Annotated in this window: 29 protein-coding genes; 21 read left to right on the plus strand and 8 right to left on the minus strand. The window is 58.5% G+C overall.

Features of this window, described 5'->3' with window-relative positions; translation table 11 throughout:
- Positions 1-10: 10 nt before the first annotated feature.
- The 7 genes from OLZ32_RS28105 (at position 11) to OLZ32_RS28135 (ending at position 4,145) form a co-directional block, all read left to right on the plus strand.
- Positions 11-412, plus strand: a complete 402-nt coding sequence (locus OLZ32_RS28105) for a phage tail protein (protein WP_264424001.1) — start codon at positions 11-13, stop codon at positions 410-412.
- Positions 412-747: a DUF6527 family protein gene (locus OLZ32_RS28110; protein WP_264424003.1), complete on the plus strand. Its 336-nt coding sequence runs from the start codon at positions 412-414 to the stop codon at positions 745-747. Before OLZ32_RS28105 ends, OLZ32_RS28110 begins: the two co-directional genes overlap by 1 nt.
- Complete coding sequence (locus OLZ32_RS28115; protein WP_264424005.1) at positions 747-965, plus strand: tail protein X; 219 nt, start codon at positions 747-749, stop codon at positions 963-965. The genes OLZ32_RS28110 and OLZ32_RS28115 overlap by 1 nt, the downstream gene beginning before the upstream one ends.
- A complete protein-coding gene (locus OLZ32_RS28120) occupies positions 965-2,197 on the plus strand; it encodes a phage late control D family protein (RefSeq protein WP_264424007.1) in 1,233 nt (410 codons plus the stop codon). The genes OLZ32_RS28115 and OLZ32_RS28120 overlap by 1 nt, the downstream gene beginning before the upstream one ends.
- A gap of 3 nt (positions 2,198-2,200) precedes the next feature.
- Positions 2,201-3,406 (plus strand): N-acetylmuramidase domain-containing protein, encoded by a 1,206-nt coding sequence (locus OLZ32_RS28125; RefSeq protein WP_264424008.1) that lies wholly within the window; start codon positions 2,201-2,203, stop codon positions 3,404-3,406.
- Positions 3,406-3,750, plus strand: a complete 345-nt coding sequence (locus OLZ32_RS28130) for a hypothetical protein (RefSeq protein WP_264424010.1) — start codon at positions 3,406-3,408, stop codon at positions 3,748-3,750. Before OLZ32_RS28125 ends, OLZ32_RS28130 begins: the two co-directional genes overlap by 1 nt.
- Positions 3,751-3,932: 182 nt before the next feature.
- Positions 3,933-4,145 (plus strand): hypothetical protein, encoded by a 213-nt coding sequence (locus OLZ32_RS28135; RefSeq protein ID WP_264424012.1) that lies wholly within the window; start codon positions 3,933-3,935, stop codon positions 4,143-4,145.
- Positions 4,146-4,326: 181 nt separating this feature from the next.
- Here the strand turns inward: OLZ32_RS28135 and OLZ32_RS28140 are convergent, their stop codons facing one another.
- The 4 genes from OLZ32_RS28140 to OLZ32_RS28155 all read right to left on the minus strand — a co-directional run bounded on the left by OLZ32_RS28140 (position 4,327) and on the right by OLZ32_RS28155 (position 6,552).
- Positions 4,327-4,698 (minus strand): helix-turn-helix domain-containing protein, encoded by a 372-nt coding sequence (locus OLZ32_RS28140; RefSeq protein WP_264424014.1) that lies wholly within the window; start codon positions 4,696-4,698, stop codon positions 4,327-4,329.
- A 13-nt stretch (positions 4,699-4,711) separates the two neighbouring features.
- Positions 4,712-4,966 carry a type II toxin-antitoxin system RelE family toxin gene (locus OLZ32_RS28145; RefSeq protein ID WP_264424015.1) on the minus strand — a complete coding sequence of 85 codons (255 nt, stop codon included), beginning with the start codon at positions 4,964-4,966 and terminating at the stop codon, positions 4,712-4,714.
- Positions 4,967-5,046: 80 nt separating this feature from the next.
- Positions 5,047-5,322 carry a helix-turn-helix domain-containing protein gene (locus OLZ32_RS28150; protein WP_264424017.1) on the minus strand — a complete coding sequence of 92 codons (276 nt, stop codon included), beginning with the start codon at positions 5,320-5,322 and terminating at the stop codon, positions 5,047-5,049.
- Positions 5,323-5,391: 69 nt separating this feature from the next.
- Positions 5,392-6,552: a tyrosine-type recombinase/integrase gene (locus OLZ32_RS28155; RefSeq protein ID WP_264424019.1), complete on the minus strand. Its 1,161-nt coding sequence runs from the start codon at positions 6,550-6,552 to the stop codon at positions 5,392-5,394.
- Between the two features lie 166 nt (positions 6,553-6,718).
- On the opposite strand from OLZ32_RS28155, the gene OLZ32_RS28160 reads away from it, so the two are divergent.
- The 3 genes from OLZ32_RS28160 to OLZ32_RS28170 are packed head-to-tail and all read left to right on the plus strand — an operon-like array spanning position 6,719 to position 7,529.
- Positions 6,719-6,931, plus strand: coding sequence for a hypothetical protein (locus OLZ32_RS28160; RefSeq protein ID WP_264424021.1), 213 nt, complete (start codon positions 6,719-6,721; stop codon positions 6,929-6,931).
- 13 nt (positions 6,932-6,944) lie between these two features.
- Positions 6,945-7,172, plus strand: a complete 228-nt coding sequence (locus OLZ32_RS28165; protein WP_264424022.1) for a type II toxin-antitoxin system RelE family toxin — start codon at positions 6,945-6,947, stop codon at positions 7,170-7,172.
- A 9-nt stretch (positions 7,173-7,181) separates the two neighbouring features.
- Positions 7,182-7,529 (plus strand): helix-turn-helix domain-containing protein, encoded by a 348-nt coding sequence (locus OLZ32_RS28170; protein WP_138388143.1) that lies wholly within the window; start codon positions 7,182-7,184, stop codon positions 7,527-7,529.
- Positions 7,530-7,814: 285 nt separating this feature from the next.
- On the opposite strand, the gene OLZ32_RS39475 is transcribed toward OLZ32_RS28170, so the two are convergent.
- Positions 7,815-8,018 carry a hypothetical protein gene (locus tag OLZ32_RS39475; protein WP_406649032.1) on the minus strand — a complete coding sequence of 68 codons (204 nt, stop codon included), beginning with the start codon at positions 8,016-8,018 and terminating at the stop codon, positions 7,815-7,817.
- Positions 8,019-8,069: 51 nt separating this feature from the next.
- Between OLZ32_RS39475 and OLZ32_RS28180 the strand changes: the two genes are divergently transcribed.
- Together OLZ32_RS28180 and OLZ32_RS28185 are read left to right on the plus strand one after the other, a co-directional pair.
- Positions 8,070-8,843, plus strand: coding sequence for a fumarylacetoacetate hydrolase family protein (locus OLZ32_RS28180; RefSeq protein WP_264424026.1), 774 nt, complete (start codon positions 8,070-8,072; stop codon positions 8,841-8,843).
- 177 nt (positions 8,844-9,020) lie between these two features.
- Complete coding sequence (locus tag OLZ32_RS28185) at positions 9,021-9,554, plus strand: carboxymuconolactone decarboxylase family protein (protein ID WP_264424027.1); 534 nt, start codon at positions 9,021-9,023, stop codon at positions 9,552-9,554.
- Between the two features lie 313 nt (positions 9,555-9,867).
- On the opposite strand, the gene OLZ32_RS28190 is transcribed toward OLZ32_RS28185, so the two are convergent.
- On the minus strand, positions 9,868-10,869 hold the full coding sequence (locus OLZ32_RS28190) for a LacI family DNA-binding transcriptional regulator (RefSeq protein ID WP_029871530.1): 1,002 nt from the start codon (positions 10,867-10,869) through the stop codon (positions 9,868-9,870).
- A 378-nt stretch (positions 10,870-11,247) separates the two neighbouring features.
- Here OLZ32_RS28190 and OLZ32_RS28195 point away from each other — a divergent pair, with 378 nt between their 5' ends.
- The 9 genes from OLZ32_RS28195 (at position 11,248) to OLZ32_RS28235 (ending at position 20,682) form a co-directional block, all read left to right on the plus strand.
- On the plus strand, positions 11,248-12,093 hold the full coding sequence (locus tag OLZ32_RS28195) for a branched-chain amino acid ABC transporter permease (RefSeq protein ID WP_261320062.1): 846 nt from the start codon (positions 11,248-11,250) through the stop codon (positions 12,091-12,093).
- Between the two features lie 2 nt (positions 12,094-12,095).
- Entirely contained in the window at positions 12,096-13,838 is a 1,743-nt protein-coding gene (locus tag OLZ32_RS28200; protein WP_264424032.1) for a branched-chain amino acid ABC transporter ATP-binding protein/permease, read from the plus strand.
- Positions 13,828-14,535, plus strand: coding sequence for an ABC transporter ATP-binding protein (locus OLZ32_RS28205; protein WP_264424034.1), 708 nt, complete (start codon positions 13,828-13,830; stop codon positions 14,533-14,535). The genes OLZ32_RS28200 and OLZ32_RS28205 overlap by 11 nt, the downstream gene beginning before the upstream one ends.
- Before the next feature lie 139 nt (positions 14,536-14,674).
- A complete protein-coding gene (locus tag OLZ32_RS28210; RefSeq protein WP_264424036.1) occupies positions 14,675-15,118 on the plus strand; it encodes a cupin domain-containing protein in 444 nt (147 codons plus the stop codon).
- Between the two features lie 45 nt (positions 15,119-15,163).
- Complete coding sequence (gene eno / locus OLZ32_RS28215) at positions 15,164-16,480, plus strand: phosphopyruvate hydratase (protein WP_264424038.1); 1,317 nt, start codon at positions 15,164-15,166, stop codon at positions 16,478-16,480.
- Between the two features lie 94 nt (positions 16,481-16,574).
- Positions 16,575-17,576, plus strand: a complete 1,002-nt coding sequence (locus OLZ32_RS28220) for a VOC family protein (RefSeq protein WP_264424040.1) — start codon at positions 16,575-16,577, stop codon at positions 17,574-17,576.
- A gap of 134 nt (positions 17,577-17,710) precedes the next feature.
- On the plus strand, positions 17,711-18,850 hold the full coding sequence (locus tag OLZ32_RS28225; RefSeq protein ID WP_264424042.1) for an amino acid ABC transporter substrate-binding protein: 1,140 nt from the start codon (positions 17,711-17,713) through the stop codon (positions 18,848-18,850).
- A 108-nt stretch (positions 18,851-18,958) separates the two neighbouring features.
- Positions 18,959-20,077, plus strand: a complete 1,119-nt coding sequence (locus OLZ32_RS28230) for an alcohol dehydrogenase catalytic domain-containing protein (RefSeq protein ID WP_171600581.1) — start codon at positions 18,959-18,961, stop codon at positions 20,075-20,077.
- Positions 20,078-20,130: 53 nt separating this feature from the next.
- Complete coding sequence (locus OLZ32_RS28235) at positions 20,131-20,682, plus strand: NADPH-dependent FMN reductase (RefSeq protein WP_264424044.1); 552 nt, start codon at positions 20,131-20,133, stop codon at positions 20,680-20,682.
- A gap of 331 nt (positions 20,683-21,013) precedes the next feature.
- On the opposite strand, the gene OLZ32_RS28240 is transcribed toward OLZ32_RS28235, so the two are convergent.
- A complete protein-coding gene (locus OLZ32_RS28240) occupies positions 21,014-22,009 on the minus strand; it encodes a phosphotransferase family protein (protein WP_264424046.1) in 996 nt (331 codons plus the stop codon).
- Positions 22,010-22,030: 21 nt separating this feature from the next.
- The gene (locus OLZ32_RS28245) at positions 22,031-22,993 is read right to left on the minus strand and encodes a C-terminal binding protein (protein WP_264424048.1); all 963 of its coding nucleotides are present in this window, start codon (positions 22,991-22,993) and stop codon (positions 22,031-22,033) included.
- Positions 22,994-23,071: the final 78 nt, after the last annotated feature.

Below are 23,071 nucleotides of genomic sequence, written 5' to 3' on the forward strand. Positions count from 1 at the left end.
GGTGGCGGCGATGGCAACGGTTATGATGGCTTTGGGTGCTTATCGCTTCGCGATCGGGACGGCGGCTTACCAGCAATTGCAACAAACCACCGAATACCGATGGGAGTCGCAAGAGCGAATCGGGCGGCATCCCGCGATGCAGTTCCTTGGCGCCGGGCACACCACCATCACGCTTGACGGTATCGTTTATCCGCATTTCCGAAGCGCCGGGATCAATCAAATCGAGGCGATGCGCGCGCAAGCCGGCCTTGGTGTCCCACTCAACTTGATATCGGGCTACGGCAAGATTTTCGGGCTTTTCTGCATCATGAGCGTTGACGAAACGCAAACCTACCACATCGCGAACGGTGCGCCTCGAAAGCAGGAATTCACGATCGAACTTAAGAGCTACGGCGCGGACGGGGTGGCGTGATGGCAGCGATATCGAAGAAGCTTCGGAGCGTTCCGGGCGGCCTGATGTTCTGGTGCCCCGGTTGCGATGGCGCGCACATGGTCGGGGTCGGGGAAGGGTCAGGGCCGCGTTGGGGCTATAACGGCAACCCTGATGCTCCTACTTTCACGCCTTCCGTTCTGGTGACGTACAACGGCAAGGATGCGGGGATCGATGGCGCGCCGCCCGCTATTTGCCATTCCTTCGTGACGGATGGTCGAATCCAATTTCTATCCGATTGCACCCACTCGCTCGCCGACAGAACGTTGGATATCCCGGATTTTGATCCGGAATACGCCATCATAGGGGAATCGTGATGGCTGAAACCTACATCGCCAAAGACGGCGACATGCTCGATTACATTTGCTGGAAATATTACAGCGCGGCGCAGATGCCGCGAGCGGTGGAGCGCGTTCTAGCCGCAAACCGTGGGCTCGCCGGCGTAGGGCTCAAGCTCAAGGCGGGAACCGCCGTCTTCCTGCCGGACCTGCCGAAGCCGGCGGCGACCTCAATCGTTCGAATTTGGGGCGATTGATGAAGCCGTTTGTTCAAATCCTGGCATCAGGTAGTGACCTCGTCGCCGGCCTCGGCGACCGCCTGTTATCCGTGGAATGCCACGATGAAGCCGAAGACAAGAGCGACCGGGTCTCCATCACCATTGATGACCGGCCGCGCTTCGGCGACCTCGGCGTCGTGTCCATGCCTGGCATCGGGATGACGGTTGAAATCGTAATGGGCTATGAAGACGGCGCCGCGGCGAGCCGGGGAAGATTCCTTATCGATGAACTCACGGTGTCGTCACCACCGCGTCAACTGGTTGTTACCGGCCGCGCCGCGAACATGACGAAAAGCTATAGGACGCCGCGCACCCAATCCTACCACCAGATGACGGTCGGCGAGATTATGCAAGAGATTGCCGGCCGCAATGGTTACACGCCGAGGGTGGACGCTAGTCTTTCCGGGATCGTGGTCCGCCATATTGACCAGCACAACGAAAGCGACATGGCCTTCGCCACGCGGCTGGCGGGCATGCATGACGCCGTAGCTAAGCCGGTCGCGGGCCGGCTGGTGGCGGCGAAGCGGGGAACCGGAAACAGTGTCACCGGGGCAACCTTGCCGGTTGTGGTTCTCACGGAATCGATGTGCGAGTCCTGGGATTTCAAATACTCGGCGCGCGATGAGGCTGGCGAAGCCTCCGGCATGGACTCCGATAACTATGGCGGGGAAAGCGCGGATGCGGTTAAGCCCGATATCGCTGGCAACATCATCACCACAGGCGGCGAGTCCGGCTCCGGCGGCGGTGTTCGCGCGGTCTGGACCGATATCCGCACCGGCGAGAAGAAGGTGGTTCTAGGTGGGCAAGCGCCCTATCACGACCTCCGCTACAGCTACCACAACGAAGCCGAGGCGGTGGCCGCGGTATCGGAGAAAATGAACGCCTCGAAGCGCGGCAAGGCTTCGTTCTCCTGCACGATCGGCGGGAAGGTTGACGTGCAGGCGGAAGCGAAATTGTTTCTTTCGAACTTCCGGCCGTACATCCCGACCCTTTGGCGCATCAAATCTTGCGAACATCGCTTTGATGCCGGCGGCTATACCACCACAATAGAGGCCGAGCTTTTCGAGGCAAAACAGGATGACGTTCCGGGCAAGGTCAAGGGAACCACGCCCACGGACGACGACAAGATAGACAAGGACGCGCCGCCGGAATCGGTGAAGCCGGACAAGTCAACGGATGAATTCATTATCAACGTTCCATCGGGGCAATAGGCCATGACTGATATCATTGACGAACTCATGAACGGCGGCGTTCGCAAGCGGACGGCGGGCGGTATCGAGGCTATCGGGAAGCGGCTTAGATGCGAGTCCGCCACCGTGACGGCTATCGTGGATGTGGAATCCAAGGGATCCGGCGTGGACGCCTCGGGGCACGTCAAAGTGCTTTTCGAGAAGCATCGCCTTTATAAGCAGCTTCCCGCCGGCAAACGGGCTGCAGCCGTCAAGGCCGGGCTCGCCCGCAAGGTGTGGATTGCCCCGAAGGATGGCGGATACAAAGAGCAGCCGAACAACGCGGCGGCGCTCGCCCTTCTGGTGGATGCCATCAACTGGTGCCGCGCCAACGGCGTGGACGAATCCGCCGCGCTCAAATCGGCGAGCTACGGCTTAGGCCAGGTGATGGGCGAGAACTACGGGCTTTGTGGTTGGCCATCGGTGCAAGCCTTCGTGCTGGACATGTGTGAAAGCGAAGATAAGCACGTCGACGCTATGATGGGCTTCTTGGTTGGCAGCGGCCTCGCCGATGAGATGCGGGAAAAGGATTTCGACGCCATCGCTCGAGTCTATAACGGCTCCGGACAAGTGAAGGTTTACGGCGCGAAGATGCGGGCCGCATATCAGAAGCACGCCGGCGAGGCGCCTGAAATCAAGAGTGCGGTTCGCGCCGCCGGCCTCCGCGTCGGCTCCTCCGGCTACCGGGTGGAAGCGCTGCAAAAGCGGCTCAATGAAATCGGTTTCGCGGTCCGGGTTGATAAGGATTTCGGCCCCACCACGCGCAACGCGGTGATGGCTTTCCAGGCATCGCACGGCATGACGGTGGACGGCGTTGTCGGCCCCGAAACTCAGGCCGCCTTGGATGTTGCCGAATCGCAAATTCCGGAAGCGAGACAGAACGCAACCGTTGACGATTTGCGAAAGCAGGGGTCCGCGATCGTCAACACGGCGGACAAGCAACAGGCGGTTGGCCTCTTCGGAACCGTCACCGGCGGCGCCGTCGCGGTCTACAAGTCCGGGGCGCTTGATGATGTCCGGGGCACCGCGGACGCGCTGCAACCGTTTATCGACCCTTTGAATTCGCTCCTCGGGCTCGCCGCACAATACTGGTGGGTTGCCGCGATCGGCGGCGGGTTCGCCGTCTTCTGGTGGGCGCGCTCCGCGAAGCAAGCAAAGCTCGATGACTACCGGACGGGGCGGGCGGTCTGATGCTGGCGGCGCTGACATCACCGGCCGGGAAGATCCTTGGCGGCGCCCTAGCCGCCTTGCTCTTCACCACGGCGGTCTACACCGCCGGGTATCGCGCGCACGTCTCAGTCAGCCAGGAAGCGCAATACAAAGCGGAGCGTGACGCCGCGGTGCGCGATCTCCTCATCGCTCAGCAAGCCACCAAGGTGGCCGAAGAACTCGCGGACGCCGCCGGGGTGGACGCCGCCGAAGCACGGAAGAAAGCAGATGATTACGCGAAGCGTTTGCCAAAGGGCACTGGTGCCGATCTTACTCACGATGACGTTAGGGAGTTGCAGCGCATCCGGGAGCGGAAGCGGCGCTAACCTCCCGGTTTGGCCGTCGCAATTTCAGCCAATAAACCACCCGACTCCACAAAGCGGGATTAACGCGAAGGCGGCTCTAGGTGTATGTCTAGTTGACCTCGACACCGCGAACGCAACTCTCTCGAACTCGCGGATTTGGTATCAAACTATCCAGCGCGATTACCAGCCGAAACGGAAGTGAAATGGAATCGGAAGCCTTTAAAACGCTTGTGGAACTTTACGGGCTTCCCGGCATTGTGATCGCGATGCTTCTTCTGGCGTGCCGCGCCCTTTGGGTGGCGTACCGGCAGGAGTCCACGAAAAGCTCGGAAATCGGCGTGAAAGTAGCTCTAGCGATGGAGCGAAACACGCAGGCGATTGAGTCCCTCAAGGAACTAATCAAGGATCGCAAATGATGCGCCTTTTGAGAATTATTTTCTCGCCACGTTCCGAGCGTCACGACGCGGTGACCCGCCGAGTACATGAAGCGTCCGAGCGCCAGGAGCGGGCAAGCAACATGCTCTTGTCCGCCGTCAAAGAACTACTCGAAGAGCGGGATAGCCGGGCGGTCGTGTTGCGGGTCCATACGCGCAAGCGCTAAGCCAAATCATCCACCGTGATATTCAGCGCAGCGGCAATCTTCTTGATGGTCTCGAAGCTCCCGTCGCGCTCTCCCTTCTCAATCTGCGAAAGGAACCCCGCGCTTATCCCGGCCTTCTCGGCAAGTTCGCGGGCGGTCATCGCGCGGAACTCACGCCAGACTCGGATCCGGCTTTCGCCATTAATGATCCGGTTCGCGAATTCGGCGGGCATCAATTCTTCTTCGCCATCGGCGAGGCGCTGGTTAAATACGCGCACCGCTTCGGCGTCCGCGCGATCCTCAAGTGCTTCAATCAATCGCTGATACTCAGCTTCCGGGATGACCGCGAGGCGGTCACCACCGGCCGTGGTGATGAACTGGGTAAGCATCTGGTGTTGTCTCCTAGTCATATGCGCTACCTCTCGGGGCAACCTTGATGATTGAGATTACCTCTCCCGTTTCGGAAAAGACAATCCGCCAGTCGCCAACCCGAAGCCGGAAAACTCCGGGGTTGCCTTTCAGCGCCTTGACGTTGTTGGCGAGGGTTGCCGGGTCCGCGGCGTATTGCTCAATCTTGGACCGGATCAGCGAAGCCGTGTTTGACGGCATCCGCGAAAGGGTCTTAAGGGCGTCTCGGCTGTAAGCAATCTTTTTCATGAAGATAACTTAGCGCATAGCTAACTTTAGCGCAAGAGGAAATTTGCGATTAGCAAACTTATTTCTTCGCTTCTAGCAAACTAGGCGGCGCTAAGATCAACTGTTTTTCCGCGCCGCTTGATCTTCTCCGGCACCTTCTCCGGAAGCCTGGCGCGCGCCGCCTCGGGAAGCATCAGGTACATGCGGAGGAAGTTGACCACATAGAAAGGCGGGTCCACCGCATCGGAGCGGTCGGAACACCACCGGTTCACGGTGACGTCGTAGACGCCGAGGAGGCGGGCGAGCTTGATTTGCTGCAAGCCCGCTCGCTCCATAAGCAAGAGGAATTCTCTTTTGTTGGTGGCATCAACCGGCATGGTGTTTCCCTTCCCGGTCGATATACATCATGCATAGTTTCCGGACAATTAGCGTAAACGGGAATCCCGTCACCTGATCGCCACGACCTTGCCGCCGCCGGTCATAATATCCTTCACCGCCGCCGCCGTGGCGTCCGCTGCTTTCTGCGCCGGAGCCGACATCAGATGAGCGTAAATCTTTGTGGTTTCCGGGCTGGCGTGGGCGAGGAGGCCGCCGACCTGATCCAGGGAAACGGAACCGGAGGAGAGGCCGGCGGAGGCGAAGAAGCGGCGGAGGTCGTGCCGCCACAATGTTTCCGTGATGCCGGCGGCCTTCATCAGTTTAGCCCACGGCTTATGGACATTGACCATGTGTTGACCTCTCCGGCGGCCTACTATGATATGCGGGTTTCCGTGGATGCGGGGGATGCCGGCAAGCTTTTCGCGCGCCAAACTGGACAGCGTTAGCACCTTCTCGCCCGTCTTCGAGTCTGGCAGGTGTAGCCCGTCCTCTTTCACCCAATCCCATTGCGCCGCCATGATCTCACTTAGCCGGGCGCCGGTGAACAAGATGAGGTAGACAAGCCCGATAAAGTGCGGGTGGGCCTCCTCCATCTTTTCCATGGCGAGGAGGAGGCGCGCCGCTTCGTCAGCGCGCGGATAGCGCTTGCGCTTAGTCTCCTTGTTGCGCTCGATGTCGACCGGGTTCGAATTCTTCGGCCGCCATTTCCACCGCTCCGCGAGGCTCATGCCTTTGGAAAGGATGTCGCACGCTCGGTTAGCGCGCGTCTTTTTTCCGGTCTTTGTGATGTGCTCATGCATCGCTACAACGTCTTCGTCGGTGATATCGGCGACCGCCTTATCCTTGCCGAAGTACGGCACGATGTGGACGCGATATAGGGACTCCACGTCTCTGGCTTGAGACGGCTTGTTTTTCACCAGCGCGTGTTTTTCGTAATGATCCTTTGCCAACATTTCGATGGTTGGCCGGTCCGCCAACTTGAGCAGTTCGCCGGCGGGATCCTCGCCCTTGGCGACTCGAGCAAGCACCTCTTTCGCGCGCTCGCGGGCGGCGGTGAGGGTCAGCATCCTTTCATCGCCGAGCTTCATGTTTCGTTGCTTCCCCGCCTTGGTGCGGTAATATAGATACCAAGTCGCCTTGGTTTCGAGGAAGCGAAGGCGGAGGCCGGAGGTCTTTGGGTCGTTCCACGCGGTTCCGGGCTCGCCGGACTTCGGAGGTTTGTCGCTCATTTCAGGCTGCTTTATCCCTGTTTTTAACTATGCATCATGCATACCGCTCAGATGCTACCAAATCAACCCCGTGGTAGCACACTGGTAGCAGTTGAATGATAAAGGATGATATACGTTGATATTTTGCAAATCAATAAATATCTGAAATCGTTGCTGCGGTTATAAAATGACAACGCTTGATATGGGTGGTGTGGGGATTGAAAATCCGCGTGTCACTGGTTCGATTCCGGTCCTGGGCACCATCGCCATCCACGATGTTTTCATTGCATTTTTTATATCCGCATCATCGATGCGTGCGGGCATCCGATCGAAAGAACCTGCAGAATTTCACAAATATCGCCAATGGCAATATTATTGCTGCTATCTAAATAGCTTTTAGCTATATTTGACTCATGAAAAAGATCGCCTACAGCAAGGCCGCCATGAAGGCACTCCGCAAGATGCAGCCGAAGCGCGCCGCGGCGATCGTAGCCAACGGCGAGACGGTCGATCTCAAGAAGCTGCAAGGCAGCGATTTTTTTCGAATTCTTATCGGGCAGGACCGTGTCATCATCGACGATCAGACCATGCAGGTCTTCGTCATCAAGGCCGGCCCACGCGGCGACATCTATAACGAATAGGAAACCACCATGGGTGAAATCCAGAAACTGACCATCGACGGCAAGGGGTACGTGCTGCTTTCCGAAGACGACTATCAGGACCTTGTCGACATCAGCGAGGCGCGTGCCGCAAAGGCGCGTATCGACGCTGGCGAAGAGACCTGGCCTGAAGACGTCGTCAAGGCGCTGATTGCCGGCGAAGATCCTGTCCGGGTGTTCCGTAAGCATCGCGGTATGAGCATCAAGGAGCTGGCTGAAAAGTCCGGGCTCTCCCAGCCCTATCTTTCCGAAATCGAGACCGGAAAGAAGGAGGGCTCCCTGGACGCACTCAGGTCGATCGCCAGCGCGCTGGACGTCGACCTTGACGATGTGGCTTGATGCATACGGATCCCCACATAGAGGACTGATGACCACCGACGATCGTGATTTCGTGAATGCCGCATTCCGCAACATGTTGGACCTGTTCATTACACCTGAAGTAACGATCGGCAGCCGGCGCTTGAAGACGTGACACGCCGGGCGGCCACGTTGTGATCGAGCTTGCTACTTTTCGAGCCGTGTCCCTTTGCCCCCTCTTCGGGAGGCTTCCTCGTCCAAAAATATGAGGCCGCGCATCCGATATGCAGGGCCAGAAGGCGGCCAACAAACGCCTGTGTTCAGAAGTTAGTGTCGCCCTTTCAATGTCTTCGCCAGCATCTCGCTCAGTGTTGCCGCCGAGAGCATGGATTCGGCCAAGAGCTTCTTGAGCTTCTGGTTCTCTTCCTCCAGTGCTCTCACCCTTTTGGCATGGAGACCGACATTTCCGAATTGCAGGGATTGCCACCGGTTCGATTTCGGCTTCGACATTGACCACAGTTCGAGGTGCATTGACGAACTGCTCACGAGTGCGCTAACGTTAGCAAAAGTGGAGGTTGAAAAATGAAGATTGTGCGCTACCAGGCCGTCGATGGAATTCACTACGGGGCTGAAAGTGAGGGCAGGATTGAACGTATTGCCGGTGATCCGTTTGAAACTATCGAGTGGACAGGGGAGGTGGATCGCCTTTCAGACGTCCGCCTCTTGTGCCCGGTGGAGCGGCCTCGGATATTTGGCGTCGCGTACAATTACCGACAGCACACCGACGAGTCCGGAAAAGAGCAGCCGACGCTGCCGGTGCTGTTTATGAAGCCAAGTACGGCAGCGAGCGGCAACGGCGATGCGATTGAATATCCGAGTGACGGCGAAATCGTCCACTACGAGGCTGAACTGGTCGCCATCATAGGCAAAGGCGGCCGTCACATCAGCAAGGAAAATGCCTTGCAGCACGTCCTCGGCTACACATGCGGCAACGATATCAGCGACCGCGTCATACAGCGGCAGGAAAGCAAATTCGGGTGCCTGTTGGCGGGCAAGGGCTACGATACTTTTGCACCGATGGGTCCGGCTATCATAACGGATCTCGATCCGTCGAACCTTGACATCATCCTTCGTCAGAACGGCATCGTCAAACAGTCCGGGAATACGCGAGACCTCGTCAACCCGGTTGCTGACATCGTTGCTTACTTAAGCCGTTTCATGACGCTGCTGCCCGGCGATGTGATTATGACCGGTACGCCCGCGGGCGTCGGGCCGATCGTTCCCGGTGACGATCTCGAGGTGGAAATTCCCGGGGTCGGCGTTTTGAAGAACCCCGTTGTTCCCGCTCCGCGCTAAGCGGCGCGCGAGGGGAGACTCTCCTCAGATGGATTTATATCGCGAAGCGAAAATTTCGGTTGACCTCAAGTTTTCGAGTGATATTGATGCTAACGATAGCATTTGCCAGCGAGACGGTTCTGCACCGGACGGCCTCGGGCAGGGAGATTTGCGAAAGACAAAGTTGAGGGTGGATAAATGGCACGCGTAAAATATGTCTCGAATACCGAACTCGCCGAGACGCAACCCGCACTCAATGAGCGCCTGCTGAAGGAGAGGAAGGTTCCGACCGGAAATATCTTCCTTGCGCTCGCCAATGCTCCGGCAGTCCTCAACGACTTCCTGACCTATGCGAATGCGGTCCGGGCGGCTGACCTCAGCCCGAAGCTGCGTGAGATGGCGATCCTGACGGTCGGTTACTGTACAAACTCCGAGTACGAAGTGAAGCATCATCATTCTCATGGACTCAAGGCAGGCCTGACGGAGGAGCAGTTCCATGCCATTCCGAATTTCGAAAACTCGGAACTTTTTAACGAGCAGGAAAAGGCTGTGATGGCCTTTGCCAAGGACTCCACGCTGAACGTCGATGTTTCCGATGAAGTGTGGAACGGGGTCGCAAAGTTCCTGTCGGAGAAGCAGCTTGTCGAATTGTCGATCAATGTCGCCTGGTACAATTCCGGCGTTCGTCTCATGGGCGCGCTGAAGATCGATCTTGAAGAGGGATACCGATGAGCAAGCGGGCAGCGTGGAAGCGGCGTCCGCCTCGGCTTGCCGCCTAAAGCGCGTCGCGATCTTTCAGATTCGCTCCTCGCGCTTTAGATCTTTGTTTTTACGCATGTCGTTGCCGCAAAACCGCGGCGCACTTTTGCGCGACATGCTTTAGTTTTGGCGGCGTCTCATCAAGATCATTCCAGGGCTTTCAGCGTCCGGCCCTGGGGATATGGGGATGAATCGCAGCCAATCAACGAGAGGTGCACGTCGCTGGACGGGGCGCCTCTCTTTGATTCGGCGGCTTGCTACGGGAGATCGACATCCTGCCGGCGTTTCACGGAGCGCTCGTGCTGCCGCGAATGACCAACTGGGGCGGGGAGATGAAGCTGTAGGGCTTGCTTAGGTCGCCCTTGTTCTGAAGATGATGCAGGAACCAAAGCCCGCAAGCCGTTGCCAATTCCGAAACAGGCAACTGGACCGTCGTCAGTCCCGGCCCCCACCACCGATACCCAAGTTCATCGCCAAACCCGATGACGGAAATGTCGCGGGGGACGCGCAAAGCCTGATCCTGTATTTCATCAATGACTCCGGAAGTGTTTTGTACCGCACCGATCACAACCGCCGTCGGTCGATCCTTCAAGGAAAGAAGGCGACGCACGGCCTCCCGTCCGAATTCGGTCGACGAAGGCGCGCCCAGTTCCTCATAAATGGTGATCGCGTGGCCGGAGCTCTTTACTGCGTCCCGGAAACCCTGCACGCGGGCTGCGCCAGTGGGCAGTTCTTCCGTTCCGCCGATATAAGCGATCCGCTTGTGACCTTCATTGATGATATGTTCAGTGCTTTCGTAAAGCGCCCGTCTGTCATCAATCCCAAACCATTGTTCGCCGAGCAGCGGCGCCTTTCGCAGCAGTTGGATGTGAGGCGTCATCTTCAGGATTCGCGCAGAATCGGGATGAGGTTTTGCGCTCGGGACCAGAATGATCCCGGCGACGTTGACGCTTGTGAGTTCCTTGATGTGACGAAGCTCGTGCATTCTGTCGTCATCGGTTTCACACAAGGTCAGCTGGTAATTCGCTGAAAGAAGGCACCGCGACAGAGCATGGGCAATGGTTGAATAAAAGCTGTTCCGGATATCTGGAACGATCAGCCCAACGAGATTACTCTGAACCCCACGCATCATGCGCGCGGCACGATTGGCAATGTACCCCGCTTGAGTTGCAGCTTCGTTCACCTTTCGCTTCATCTCGGCGCTGATGCGTCGATCGTCGGCAAGGGCGCGACCCACGGTCGAGGGTGAAACTTGCAGTGTGGCGGCGATGTCTTTAATTGTTACCATTGTGCTTGGCTCGAATGATCACTTCGCCAACGATAGCACTGACGTCGCAGTTGTCAAACTCCGAAATCACAATCGATTTCGCCAAATCGATGCGATCTAATTTTCGCCCCGATGCTTCGGTTCGCTGACGAGGCGCAGTCATAAAAATTCCAAATTTCTCATAGGCTTGATCTCGCGTTCCGGGACTTCTCGCTCGTTGTCGCCGCGCCTGAAGCGAACGCCGGCAGCGAATTAACCTGTTGAACGGCGTTGACAGGCAGGCTTCGCTATGAGACGAATGTTGTGCGAACGTTAGCGCAAACGGGAGGAGGCATAACGTATGGATGTTCTGGTGTTCCTGGAGCCGGTCATCGTATCCACAGAAGGACGTGGATCCTGATGACCCTTGCTCTTTTCTTGCAATCCGCTGTTGGTGGCGTCTTGCTGGGTGGGATGTATGGCCTGCTGGCGATGGGCCTCAGCCTGAGCTGGGGCTTGTTGAGGCTGGTGAACCTCAGTCACTTCGCGCTGGCCTTCCTTGGCGCTTACCTGACCTATCAGTTTGGCACCGTTTACGGCGTCCCGGCATATTTGAGCGTTCTGGTGATCGCGCCGCTGTTTTTCGCGCTCGGCGTTGCGCTGCACAGCGTGTTCGTACGCTTTCAGGTGAAGGAATTCGCGTCTCTCCTGGTGACGTTCGGCGTCACGATCCTGATCGAGTCGCTGATCCAATGGATCTGGTCGGCTGACTTCCTTCGTTATGAAACACCCTATGCCCAGACCACCATCCGGCTCGGTCCGATTTTTGTGCCCGTGCTGGATCTTTCCGCCTTTGTTTGCGCCGGGGTGCTTGCTGGAGCGGCCTGGTACGCGTTGAACAAGACCATGCTCGGCAAGGCGCTGCGTGCGGCCGCCCATGACGCCCCCGTAGCGTCAGCTTTCGGTATCAACTCTGCTCGCGTGTCATATATTCTGGCTGGCCTTTGCTCGGCGACAGCGGGTATCGCCGGTGTTTTCATCGCCCTGATCGGAACTTTGGCACCATCTCAAATCGAGGCCTGGATAGGGGTCGTATTTGCCGTCGCCATCATCGGAGGATTGGGCAGCCCCATCGGTGCACTGGGCGCCGGAATGCTGATTGGCGTGGCTGAGAGCCTTACCATGTCCGTTGTGAATCCCGCTTGGGCGCCGCTCGTAGCATTCAGCGTGCTCATCGTCATCCTCTTGCGCAAACCGGTGATTTGATTATGAAAAAGCTTCTAATCACGGCGCCTATCGTAACGATCCTGGCCTTGCTGCCTTACCTGGGAATGGCGGATTACTACCTTTCCTATCTGTATATCATCTTCTTCTGGGTCGTGCTGGCAACGAGCTGGGGTATCCTGAGCGGTTATACGGGTTACTGGAGTTTTGGGCACGCGGCATTCTTCGGGATTGGCGTCTACACAACCGCCACGCTGGCGACGCAGTTGTCGTGGCCTTTCGTCGCGACGATACCTGCTGCAGCACTGCTGGCGGCCGCGATCGCCGTCCTGATTGGCTTGGTCGTCTTTCGCTCCGGAGCTCTGCGTGGCGAGTTCTTCGCGCTGCTGACGCTGTCGGTGACATTCGTTGTCGCGGCCATTGTGTCAAACACCCCGCTGGACTCGGGCACAGGCGTATTCCTCTCGGGAATCGAAATCCCGATGATCGGTGTGACGGCGTCCGGTTCCCTCTACATGTTCGGGCTTATCGCGGCTCTTGCTGCGCTGGCGACATCGTACTTCATCTTTCACAGCAAATTCGGTCAGGGCTTGCTCGCAATCCACGACGATGAAGACGTCGCAGAGGTGAAAGGCGTTCCGACATTTCGCTATAAGCTCATTTCGTTTGCTATATCGTCGGCACTTGCAGGCGGGATGGGTGCGATCCACGCCGTATATGTAGGCTACGTCACGGTTGGCGAGACCTTCGCGGTGACCGTTCCTCTCTATGTCGTGCTCATGAGCATTCTTGGCGGTGCTCGCCATTGGGCGGGGCCTGCGATCGGCGCGGTCATCATCACCGTGTTGCAGAGCGCTATCGTCAGCGGCGCTCATGCGGAATTCGGCCGTGCGGGCGTCGCTCTTGCGCTGATAGTTGTAATCCTCCTGCTACCGTCCGGCATCGTTCCTAGCCTTATTCGCAGGTTTGCCGACAGGCGCGGCGGAATTGGCGCATCGGAGACGGCTGCTCAGGCCGTGACTCAGCTCGCGCCTCTAGCTGCAGCAGGTTCCGGTCCGGTGCTTCTCAAATGCGAGAATGTCACCAAATCCTTCGGCGGTATCCGCGCCTTGACCGGCGTGACGCTGGACGTTCGGCGGGGTGAAATCCTGGCTCTGGTTGGCCCGAATGGCTCCGGCAAGTCCACACTGATCAACATGATCAGCGGCCACTACGCCATGACCTCCGGTACGATCACACTGGAAGGCGAGGAGATTTCCGGTCGGTCACCACATCTGATCGCGCAACAGGGCGTGGCGCGGACGTACCAGATCCCGCGCTTGTTCGATAATCTGACAGTCCTCGAAAACGTTCAGCTCTGCGCGAAATTTGGTAGCACAGATGGCATGGGTGCGGCTGCGGTCGACGCGGTTACCAGGGAGGCGCTCGCCTTTACCGGCCTGGCTGAGAAGGCCGGCGTGCTCCCCGCAGCATTGAACCTGCATGACCGAAAGTTTGTCGAATTCGCGAGAGCGCTGGCCGCAAAACCGCGTCTGCTCCTGCTCGATGAGGTGCTCTGTGGCTTGAATCCAGCCGAGGTCGACCATGCGGTTGAAATGATCAAGCGGATCAAGGCTGGCGGTACGACGATCATCTTCGTCGAACACCTCATGCGGGCGGTTGTCGCTTTGGCGGACCGTGTCGCTGTGCTGGATCAGGGTAAAGTTCTGGCGCTTGGGCATCCAAGCGAAACGATGAGAGATCCGGCTGTGGTCAGCGTATATTTGGGGGCCAGTCATGCTGCTTGAGGTTGATAAGATCGAGGTCGGCTACCGAGATGCGATCGCTCTGTGGGACCTGTCTATCAGTGTAAAGCCAGGCGAGATCGTTTCGGTCGTCGGTCCGAACGGGGCGGGAAAGAGCACGCTGGTCAATGCCATCGCCGGAATTCTCCGCCCGCACAAAGGAAAGATCGTTATCGAGGGTAACGACGTTTCCAAGGTGCCGAGCCATCGGGTCTGCGATTACGGCATAGCGGTGGTCCCGGAAGGGCGCCGTCTCTTCACGACGATGACGGTTCTCGACAATCTGTTGCTCGGTGCGTACCGCTCGGTCGCTCGTGCGGAGCGCGACACCACGCTCGCTGAGGTATTTCAGCTTTTCCCTATTCTGAAAGAGCGCCAGGATTCGTTGGCGGGCTCTTTGTCGGGTGGGCAGCAGCAAATGGTTGCGATCGGCCGTGGCCTGATGGCCAAGCCGCGCGTCTTGCTCATGGACGAGCCGTCGCTCGGGCTGTCGCCTTTGATCGTCGGGGAAATGTTCAAAATCATCCAGATGATCAATGAGCGAGGCGTGGCGGTGCTGCTCGTCGAGCAGAACGTGAACAAAGCGCTGGAAATTGCCCATCAGGCCTACGTGATCGAGCAAGGCCGCGTGACCGCCTCCGGAGCGCCGGAGGTTCTCATCAATGATCCAAGCATCAGGGAGGCGTATCTTGGTATCTGAAAATTCCAGCGGGAGAGTTCCCGTACATCTTCGGCGCGTCGTGACGGAACACGGCAGTCAGGGTGCTGCCAGGTTCGCTCAGGACGGCGCCGTTCCCCGCACGGACATATTCAGGACGGTCCCTGGATTGGTGTCGCGGATGATCTGGTCGACTTCGACGTCCACGGCCATTCCATTCAACGGAACCGATCCAACGCCGCTGGTCGCAAGCTTCGTTCCGGAGCCCGGCGAAACGCGCTTTCTAGTGCTAACGTTCCCACCAGATGCTGTTTTTATGGCTCCGGATTTTGATGGTCCGGCCGCTCTTGCGGAGAATCTGGCGGTCAGTCCAGGTTTGGCCGAGCGCTTCGAGCCGGATGGCAAACATCAAACGCCCACCGTCGACTATGGAATTGTTCTCGACGGCGAGATCTGGATGGAACTCGACGGTGGCAATGAGACCCGTTTGCGCCGGTTCGACGCCTTCGTCCAGAACGGAACGCGTCACGCCTGGCGAAACAAGAGCGACAAACCGGCAACCATCGCCGTGGTGCTGGTTGGCGCACGGACCCCCGATCTGACGGATTATGATGACGGCCTGTGAGGCCTGATGATCCAATTTCAATCTGACCTTGTGGACCAACTGAACATGACCAACACCGAAATCCGAAAAGTGCAGGGCCGTCGCGTATGGGATTCCCGTGGCAGGCCCACCGTTGAGGTAGAGATCGAGCTGGCCTCCGGTGCGACCGGCCGGGCCATTGCACCCGCTGGTGCATCGACCGGCACTGGCGAGGCGCTCGACCTTCGTGACGGCGGCAGCGCCTTTGCCGGCTTGGGGATCAACAAGGCCCTCACTGCCGTCAACGGAGAAATCGCCAGGTTGCTGGTCGGCCGGAATGCCAATGATCAAGCCGAACTGGACCACGCCATCATCGAGCTGGATGGCACTCCGAACCGGAGCAGACTGGGTGGAAATGCTTCGGTGGCAACATCGATGGCATTGCTTCACGCGGCAGCGGCTGCGGCCGGCCAACCGATCTGGCGGTATCTCGCGGGCTCCGACAGGGGGATTACGATGCCACTGCCGGAAATCCAGATTTTTGGAGGTGGAGCGCATGCAGCACGCCGGGTAGACGTCCAGGATTTCATGGTCATGTGCCCTGCTGCCTCGACTTTCGCGGAGGCTTTGGAGTGGACCGCTGAAGTCTACCGCGCGGCAGGCGACATTATGAAACGTGCCGGAAAGCTCCAGGGCGTGGCGGACGAGGGAGGCTATTGGCCTGCCTTCACCAGCAATGAAGAAGCTCTCGATGCCTTGGTGCGTTCGATCGAGGCCGCCGGTCTGAAGCCAGGCGGCGAAGTCGTCATATCGCTCGACATTGCGGCCTCTGAATTCGGCCGTGAGGGTAAGTATTCGCTGGCGTTGGAAGATCGGCAGCTCGATACGGCCGAGATGATCGACATGCTTGGCGGCTGGTTGAAGGCCTATCCTATCGTCTCTATCGAGGATCCGCTTGCTGAGGACGATCCGAATGGATTCAAGGAGTTTACCGCTCGATACGGCTCCAAATGCCAAATCATCGGCGACGACTTCTTCGTGACAAACGCGGCGCGGGTAACCGAAGCGATCAAGGATAAAAGCGCCAATGCGGTTCTGATCAAGCCGAACCAAGCGGGCACGATCACAGAGACGTTCGACGCGCTCTCCGTTGCCAAGAAAGCGGGCTTTCGGACAATTGTTTCGGCCAGATCCGGTGAGACGGAAGATGTGACGATCGCCCATCTGTCGGTCGGCTGGGATGCCAGGCAGCTCAAGGTCGGATCATTCTCACGCTCCGAGCGGATGGCCAAGTGGAACGAGGTTCTCCGTATCGAGGAGGCGCTTGGAAAAGAGGCTTCGTTCGCTGGCTGGTCGGCGCTAGACTTGGCTGAAAAGCCAGCCGCGGTTGCTGCTGTAGGTTAGATTTTGGATGGGCCGGTTGCCGGTCTCGCTCAATAACAGGCGTTGACAAAAGCGCCGGCTCTTTTATGCTAACGTTAGCAAAGATGAGGATGACATGCTTCCGGCTGTTAATTTGAAACCTCCCTTCAACATCACGCGCTTCAGCCACGTCGTGCTGGAAGTCAATGATGTGGAGCGTAGCCGAGATTTCTATCTCAATGTCGGCGGCCTGATTGAAACAGAATTCGCGGACGGTGTTTCATACCTTCGCGGATTGTCCGAGGCCTGCCATCACAGTCTCGTGCTCGCACCTACCGGCGGCAAGCCGACGTGCAGGCGGATCGGTTACCGGGTGTTTCTCGAGGAGGACCTCGACAAGGCCAAGTTCTTCTTTGATGAGAAGGGGCTTCCGGCGGAATGGGTTGAAGTTCGAAATCAAGGGCGGACCCTGCTCGTCAGCGACCCGTCGGGTGCTCGCATCGAGCTTTGCTCCAGCATGAGTGTCCATCCCCGTAAGTTCCTCGAGGTGCATGAACATCGTGGCGCCCGAGCCCAAGGGCTCGATCATTGCCAGATCATGGTCGCCGATCCGTTGGGTCTAAGCGCGTTCTACGGCGAACTCGGTTTCCGGACTTCGGAATATATCGCGGCCGGCGACAATCTCATTGCGAACTTCATGTATCGCAAAGGTGTCTGCCTCGATCTGGCGCTGGTGCCGGGCATAGGCCCGCAGCTGCATCATTTTGCTTATACGGTTCCCGAAAGCAGCGACATCTTCGCCGTGTGCGATTTTGCCAGCCGTTATGGCTATGGGGACAGCGTTGAGCGCGGACCCGGACGCCATGGCCCTTCCGGAGTCCTGTTCGTCTACCTGCGCGATCCCGATGGACACCGGGTGGAGTTTTTCAACAATCACTACACCACGATAGACGCGGAATTGGAGCCCATTCGTTGGGACGCGGCAGCCCTGAGCACCAATGTCCATTGGGGAATGCCGGCCGTCTCGAAGTGGTTCTTCGAGGCCAGCGAATTTACGGGAGTACCGCTGGAGCACCCCGAGAAAATGCCGAACCCCATGACGCTGGAACGCTACGCAGAGGGGCTGGCAAAGAGCTGAGACCTGCCGCCGGCGGCAGAAACTGATGATGACATGCCGGAAGCATCTGGGAGGATGAGATGAGTGCGAATTCCATTATACTGAATAGACGAACATTCCTCGGGTCTGCAGCCGCGGTAGCAGCTTTCAGCTCGATGCCGAGGGTTTTTGCCCAAGAAGGGCCGATCCGCGTAGGCGGAACGCTGCCGTTAACGGGCCCGCTTGCGGGCGTAGGCGCAATCCACAAGCTTGCCGCAGAGGTGTTCGTCGAACAGATCAACGCCAAAGGCGGTATTCTCGGACGAAAGGTGGAGTTCGTCCTTCTCGACGACCAATCGCTGCCCGCCAATGCCCGAACGCTCTATGAGCGCCTGGTGACCGCCGATAAGGTCGATCTGCTGATGGGGCCTTATGGTACGTCTTCGATCATCGCAGCAATGGGCGTTGCCGCTCGGTTTAAGAAGATGCTGGTTCAGAGCAGCCTGGGGGACCCTAGTCTCGCGCCGTATCCGCTGCAGTTCCCATCTCTTCCGATCGGGGCCGAGCCGCAATCGGCGGATACCGAGGTTGTTCTCGATGCCTATGCGAGCCTGCCGACCCCTCCCAAGACGATCGCCTTCGTCACGAGCAAATTCCCGTCGGCCCTGACGATCGCCAAGGGCGGCCAGCAAGTTGCTGAGAAGCGTGGCATCGAGAACGTACTGGACCTTGAATACGAGTTCGGCACCAAGGACTTCGGCGCAATCGCGAACCGCATCAAGGCGGCTGATCCGGACCTGCTGTGGTCCGGTGCGATCGGCATGGAGGCCGTGCAGCTTCTCGATGCAATGGGCCGGATCGATTACCAGCCCAGGAACCAATTCTATCTGTTCCCGGCACCCGGCCCGACCGCAGCTCACCCCAAAGCGAACGGCTTGACCTCGCTGACATGGTTTGAAGAGCACGAGCCGTTCCTCAGGTATCACGGCGCCCAGGAATTCGTAAGCGCTTATGACAGCAAGGCGAAGGCGGCGGGTTTCCCCTATCCGCGTACGGAGTATCAGGCTGCGGTCGAATATGCTGCGTGGCAAATCCTTGCAGCGGCGGCAGAAGGGGCAGGGAAATTGGACGACGCCGCGATGGCTGCGTGGTTGCGCTCGAATAGCGTCGAGACGGTCGTCGGGCCAAGGACTTTCGACGGCAAGTTCAATGCCGGGAAGCAATCGACGAAACTCAAGCAAGTTCAAGGAAAGGATTGGGTGACTGTCTGGCCTGCGGATTTCCGACCGGCTGGGAAGGCGTTTCTGGTCCCCTGACGAATGCCGCTCGGCACTGTGCCGCGCACCTGTCTGAAACTGCAAAAAATGCATTCGGTCGGGCACCGTCCGACCGATGTCCCTATGGAGGAGTTAATGGCTAAGACTATGATCGCCGCTCGGCTGCATGCTCTGCATCAGCCGATGTCGCTGGATGAGATTCCAGTTCCCACGCCCCGGCCCAACGACGTCCTGGTGCAGGTCAGGGCCTGCGGTATCGTGCCCAACATGGCCAACGTCATCAATAATTGGCCAACCTGGTTCCCCCACCAGCCACTGCCGAAGTTTCCGGCAGTGTTTGGCTTGGACCCAGCCGGGGTCGTCGCCGAAGTCGGCGAGGCGGTCACCAATGTCAAAATTGGCGATCGTGTCTATGTAAGCCCTCTCAGATCCTGCGGTTCTTGCAAGGCGTGCCGGTCAGGCAACCGCAGCCAATGCCGCTACTACACCTTGAATGGGTATTTCAGCACCAGCCGCGATGGTCAAAGAATCTTTGATCTTTATCCGTACGGCGGCTTCAGCCAATTCATGACCGCCCCGGAATACTCGCTCGTGTGCCTGCCGGATAACCTCAGCTTCGAGCAGGCCGGCCGCTTCGGTTACCTCGGTACATCCTACGGCGCCCTGAAGAATGCACAGGCTGGACCTGGCCAGGTTTGCCTCATCGACGGGATCACCGGTACGCTTGGCGTCGCGGCAACCAAGCTCGGTCTTGCGATGGGGATCTCCAAAATTCTGGGCACCGGCAGAAGCAGGGAATTGCTGGACCGCGTAAAAGCCATCGCTCCTGACCGCATCGACACCATCGTGCTCGGCGAAGGCTCGACCGGAGAATGGGCGAAGGCCCAAACCGGTGGCGAGGGAGTGGACTTCGTTATCAGTGCGCTGGGTGCGAGAGCCCCCGCCGCGACCGTGGTCGACTCCATGCGCGGAGTTCGTCGGGGCGGCCGCGTGGTTGTCGTTGGCGGCGTCGCAGAAGATGTTCCGGTCGACGTGAAGTGGCTGATGGACGAGCAAGTTCAGCTCATCGGCTCGAACTGGTTCAGCGCTGCGCAGGGGCAGGAAATGGCAGACATGGTCCGCACCGGTGTGCTCGACCTGTCGTATCTCGAGCACAAGATCTATCCGCTTGAGCGGGTGAACGAAGCCATATCAGGCATTGGCGAACGCGATGGCGGCTTCAGCAACTATGTGGTCGTTCCTCCGGTCCCTGCCTCTTATCAATAACAATCACCTGCGCCGGCTATCGCCGGCGCGTCCCTCACGCGAGAAGAGAGAACATGTCCAAGAAAGATATCGCGGTCCTTGTCGGAAGCCTTCGTCAGGCTTCGATCAACCTGAAGTTCGCCCGCGCGATGCAGAAAGTGGCGCCCGACGGACTGAACCTGGAAATCGTACCGATCGGCGACCTTCCGCTCTATAACCAGGACTTGGAGACGGAGACGCCGCCGAAGGAATGGACATCCTTCCGTGAGCGTATCAAGGCTTGCGATGGCGCAATCTTCGTGACGCCTGAATACAATAGATCGGTACCCGCGGCATTGAAGAACGCGATCGAAGTCGGTTCTCGCCCGTTCGGAAAAAGCGTGTGGGATCACAAGCCCGGTGCGGTGACTGGAGCTTCTCCCGGTCTCATTGGCGGCGCAGCAGCGGCACTTCAGCTCAGGGTTATCCTGACCAACATCAACGTGCCGGCCATGCCCCAGCCTGAAGTTTACCTGAGCACGGCCGACAAATTAGTGGGCGATCACGGGGTGTTCCTCAACGAAGGAACCCAGAAGTTCATCGAGAGCTTCCTGGTTGCTTTCGAAAGCTGGGTCGCTCGGTTCTGAGCCGAAGCAGATGTAAAGTCTTTATCCGCCATCGCGAGACCAGCGCGATGGCTTTTTATACTCTCTTTTAATGAATGCGCCGCTTTCCCGATGAGCCCGGTATTTTCACGGGCGAAGCCTCAGCTGACAAGCGAAACCTCAGCGGCGTATGCTGCTCGACCGCCCGATTTGACGCGCGAGCGCTGCTTCGGGAGTGTCATGTAGGTTTTGTCATGGTGATGGGATTTCTCGCCCGGAAGCCGTTGCTTCACTCTTCTGAGCATTCCACAAGGGCCGCGCGGTTATCGGCGCAGCGGCAACGAAACATGCCGCTGCCTGGAACCTGCGTTCGTTATGGAAACCAGGCCTGCGCTACGTCAGCCAACTTTTGCCGAGGCGATGCGATCAGCGGGATGGCGGCTTTGCGGACCGTTTCGCGCTGGCATTCGTCGGTTATGTATTCGACGGGCGATTTGCCGTCGACCCGGGCGAGGAAGAGAGCGGGCAACAAGCTTGCGGCCCGAGCCTCGAGAGCGTCCCGATCCTCCCAATCGACCTGATCCAGGTAGGCTGCCGTCAACGCCGCGAATGACGATGCGAGCTCAGATGCGGCCTTTCCAACAACAATCTTCTTCAACAAGAGATGGTTGAGGCAGAAGGCGAGGTCGAAAGCCGGGTCGCCAAACCAGGCGCATTCGGCATCCAGGAACACAGGGCCGTTCTTGCCCAGCAGAATGTTCTTCGGGCTGACGTCGCCGTGGACAAGCGCCAGCTTTGTTTCGGCCGTGCGCTGAACCAGCTCTGCGAGGCGATCGCTGACGAAGGGATGTTTGGCGGCGGTCGCCACCAGATAGGGCTCGAGCCGAAGCGCATAGAAATTCGATCCGGAATCGAACTTTTCCGGCAACCCCGATATACGGGCACTGACGGAATGGATCTGTCCAATCCGCCGGCCCGTTAGCTCTGCCGCTTTTCGGTCAACGCTCCCGTGGAGCAGCTCGGTCTTCCACAGCGGATACTGATCGCCGGGAAGAAACTCCATTGCGAAGACGCCAGACGACGCGTCGTGTGCGAGAGGCCTCGGAACGGCAGAAGGGAAGTGTTGCGCTACGAAGGATATCCAGTTCCATTCGTACACATTTCTCGACACCGGCGCCTGCCAATCGGCGGATACCTTGAGCTTGGCAAGTGCGCGTTTCACACAGATCAGCCGGCCGGGAAGCTCCACACGGTAGATATCCGAAGAAACACCACCCGTCAGCGGCTTGTAGATCGCCTCCTCGGAAGCGCTCCTCAAACCGCTCTTCAGCAAGAACTCATCGAAAATCGTCATCTCATCTACAGACATGAACCCAGTGTCCTTGCGGCATTAGCGGCGGGGGCTGTTGCGGGGTTGTTCAGGCGTCTCTCCGCAGAGAACCCTGACGACCTCCTCCGCCGCCCGGCGACGCAGCTCGATCAGTGAAGCATCCGAGGAGAAGGCGACGTGCGGAGTGATCATCGCGCCGGGATGAGCGATCAGCTCCGGTGGAACGCGTGGTTCATCCTCGAGGACGTCGAGGCCGACGCCGCTCAGAATGCCGGAGTCCAAGCCTTCGATCACGGCGGCGGTATCGACAACGCCGCCTCGGCTGACATTGATCAGCAGGCTTCCACGGCGCATCTTCGAGATGGCGTCGCTGTTGATCAGATGACGCGTCGCCGGCGCAAGCGGCGCATGGACGATGACGATATCGCTCCTGGCCAGAAGCGTATCGAAGTCGGCGAGCTCCACATCCGCAGGAATATTCGAGGCATGGGGATCGTAGGCTAGCACCCGGCATCCGAGCGCCTGCATTTTTGCTGCCGTCGCACGACCGATGCGGCCAAAGCCAACGATGCCGCAGGCCAGCTCCGAAAGCCGGCGGAGATTTGCCGAAGCCGGGTCCCAGCGCCCGCCGCGAACTTCGCGATCGAAGTGGATCAGGCCGCGGGCCCAGGCAATCGCAAAACCCACGGCGTGGTCAGACACTTCTGCAACGCAATAATCGGGAACATTCGTGACCCATATCCCCCGCTCCGTCGCTGCATCGACTGCAATGTTGTCCAGGCCAACTCCGAGGCGAGCGACGATCTTGAGGTTAGGAGACGCAGCAATTGCCGTCTCGCTGACTTGAGCCCAGCAGGTCAGAATCGCGTCCGGCTGATGCTTTGCAGCCAAAGCATCGATCTCGGCAGGCGGAGACGGCTCGGCCGGACCGCTGACGAGGGTGAACCCGGCCTGCTCGATTACCTCCCGCTCCACTTTGTCATCCGGCCAGGCGTAGTCCGTCAACAGCACGGTCCGTGTCATGAATTTCCTCCCAGTTTATGCGAACGTTAGCGCAAAGTCTTTGCCAAGGTCAAGAAAAATAGGCTTACGCCATCCGCA

This window comes from Rhizobium acaciae (genome assembly GCF_025941625.1).
GTDB classification, from domain to species: Bacteria; Pseudomonadota; Alphaproteobacteria; order Rhizobiales; family Rhizobiaceae; genus Rhizobium; species Rhizobium acaciae.

Bases quoted from the DNA above. Each gene is read 5' to 3' on its own strand.
- OLZ32_RS28105 (WP_264424001.1), top strand. From the start codon at position 11: ATGGCAACGGTTATGATGGCTTTGGGTGCTTATCGCTTCGCGATCGGG.
- OLZ32_RS28110 (WP_264424003.1), top strand. From the start codon at position 412: ATGGCAGCGATATCGAAGAAGCTTCGGAGCGTTCCGGGCGGCCTGATG.
- OLZ32_RS28115 (WP_264424005.1), top strand. From the start codon at position 747: ATGGCTGAAACCTACATCGCCAAAGACGGCGACATGCTCGATTACATT.
- OLZ32_RS28120 (WP_264424007.1), top strand. From the start codon at position 965: ATGAAGCCGTTTGTTCAAATCCTGGCATCAGGTAGTGACCTCGTCGCC.
- OLZ32_RS28125 (WP_264424008.1), top strand. From the start codon at position 2,201: ATGACTGATATCATTGACGAACTCATGAACGGCGGCGTTCGCAAGCGG.
- OLZ32_RS28130 (WP_264424010.1), top strand. From the start codon at position 3,406: ATGCTGGCGGCGCTGACATCACCGGCCGGGAAGATCCTTGGCGGCGCC.
- OLZ32_RS28135 (WP_264424012.1), top strand. From the start codon at position 3,933: ATGGAATCGGAAGCCTTTAAAACGCTTGTGGAACTTTACGGGCTTCCC.
- OLZ32_RS28140 (WP_264424014.1), bottom strand. From the start codon at position 4,698: ATGCTTACCCAGTTCATCACCACGGCCGGTGGTGACCGCCTCGCGGTC.
- OLZ32_RS28145 (WP_264424015.1), bottom strand. From the start codon at position 4,966: ATGAAAAAGATTGCTTACAGCCGAGACGCCCTTAAGACCCTTTCGCGG.
- OLZ32_RS28150 (WP_264424017.1), bottom strand. From the start codon at position 5,322: ATGCCGGTTGATGCCACCAACAAAAGAGAATTCCTCTTGCTTATGGAG.
- OLZ32_RS28155 (WP_264424019.1), bottom strand. From the start codon at position 6,552: ATGAGCGACAAACCTCCGAAGTCCGGCGAGCCCGGAACCGCGTGGAAC.
- OLZ32_RS28160 (WP_264424021.1), top strand. From the start codon at position 6,719: ATGACAACGCTTGATATGGGTGGTGTGGGGATTGAAAATCCGCGTGTC.
- OLZ32_RS28165 (WP_264424022.1), top strand. From the start codon at position 6,945: ATGAAAAAGATCGCCTACAGCAAGGCCGCCATGAAGGCACTCCGCAAG.
- OLZ32_RS28170 (WP_138388143.1), top strand. From the start codon at position 7,182: ATGGGTGAAATCCAGAAACTGACCATCGACGGCAAGGGGTACGTGCTG.
- OLZ32_RS39475 (WP_406649032.1), bottom strand. From the start codon at position 8,018: ATGCACCTCGAACTGTGGTCAATGTCGAAGCCGAAATCGAACCGGTGG.
- OLZ32_RS28180 (WP_264424026.1), top strand. From the start codon at position 8,070: ATGAAGATTGTGCGCTACCAGGCCGTCGATGGAATTCACTACGGGGCT.
- OLZ32_RS28185 (WP_264424027.1), top strand. From the start codon at position 9,021: ATGGCACGCGTAAAATATGTCTCGAATACCGAACTCGCCGAGACGCAA.
- OLZ32_RS28190 (WP_029871530.1), bottom strand. From the start codon at position 10,869: ATGGTAACAATTAAAGACATCGCCGCCACACTGCAAGTTTCACCCTCG.
- OLZ32_RS28195 (WP_261320062.1), top strand. From the start codon at position 11,248: ATGACCCTTGCTCTTTTCTTGCAATCCGCTGTTGGTGGCGTCTTGCTG.
- OLZ32_RS28200 (WP_264424032.1), top strand. From the start codon at position 12,096: ATGAAAAAGCTTCTAATCACGGCGCCTATCGTAACGATCCTGGCCTTG.
- OLZ32_RS28205 (WP_264424034.1), top strand. From the start codon at position 13,828: ATGCTGCTTGAGGTTGATAAGATCGAGGTCGGCTACCGAGATGCGATC.
- OLZ32_RS28210 (WP_264424036.1), top strand. From the start codon at position 14,675: ATGATCTGGTCGACTTCGACGTCCACGGCCATTCCATTCAACGGAACC.
- eno (WP_264424038.1), top strand. From the start codon at position 15,164: ATGACCAACACCGAAATCCGAAAAGTGCAGGGCCGTCGCGTATGGGAT.
- OLZ32_RS28220 (WP_264424040.1), top strand. From the start codon at position 16,575: ATGCTTCCGGCTGTTAATTTGAAACCTCCCTTCAACATCACGCGCTTC.
- OLZ32_RS28225 (WP_264424042.1), top strand. From the start codon at position 17,711: ATGCCGAGGGTTTTTGCCCAAGAAGGGCCGATCCGCGTAGGCGGAACG.
- OLZ32_RS28230 (WP_171600581.1), top strand. From the start codon at position 18,959: ATGATCGCCGCTCGGCTGCATGCTCTGCATCAGCCGATGTCGCTGGAT.
- OLZ32_RS28235 (WP_264424044.1), top strand. From the start codon at position 20,131: ATGTCCAAGAAAGATATCGCGGTCCTTGTCGGAAGCCTTCGTCAGGCT.
- OLZ32_RS28240 (WP_264424046.1), bottom strand. From the start codon at position 22,009: ATGTCTGTAGATGAGATGACGATTTTCGATGAGTTCTTGCTGAAGAGC.
- OLZ32_RS28245 (WP_264424048.1), bottom strand. From the start codon at position 22,993: ATGACACGGACCGTGCTGTTGACGGACTACGCCTGGCCGGATGACAAA.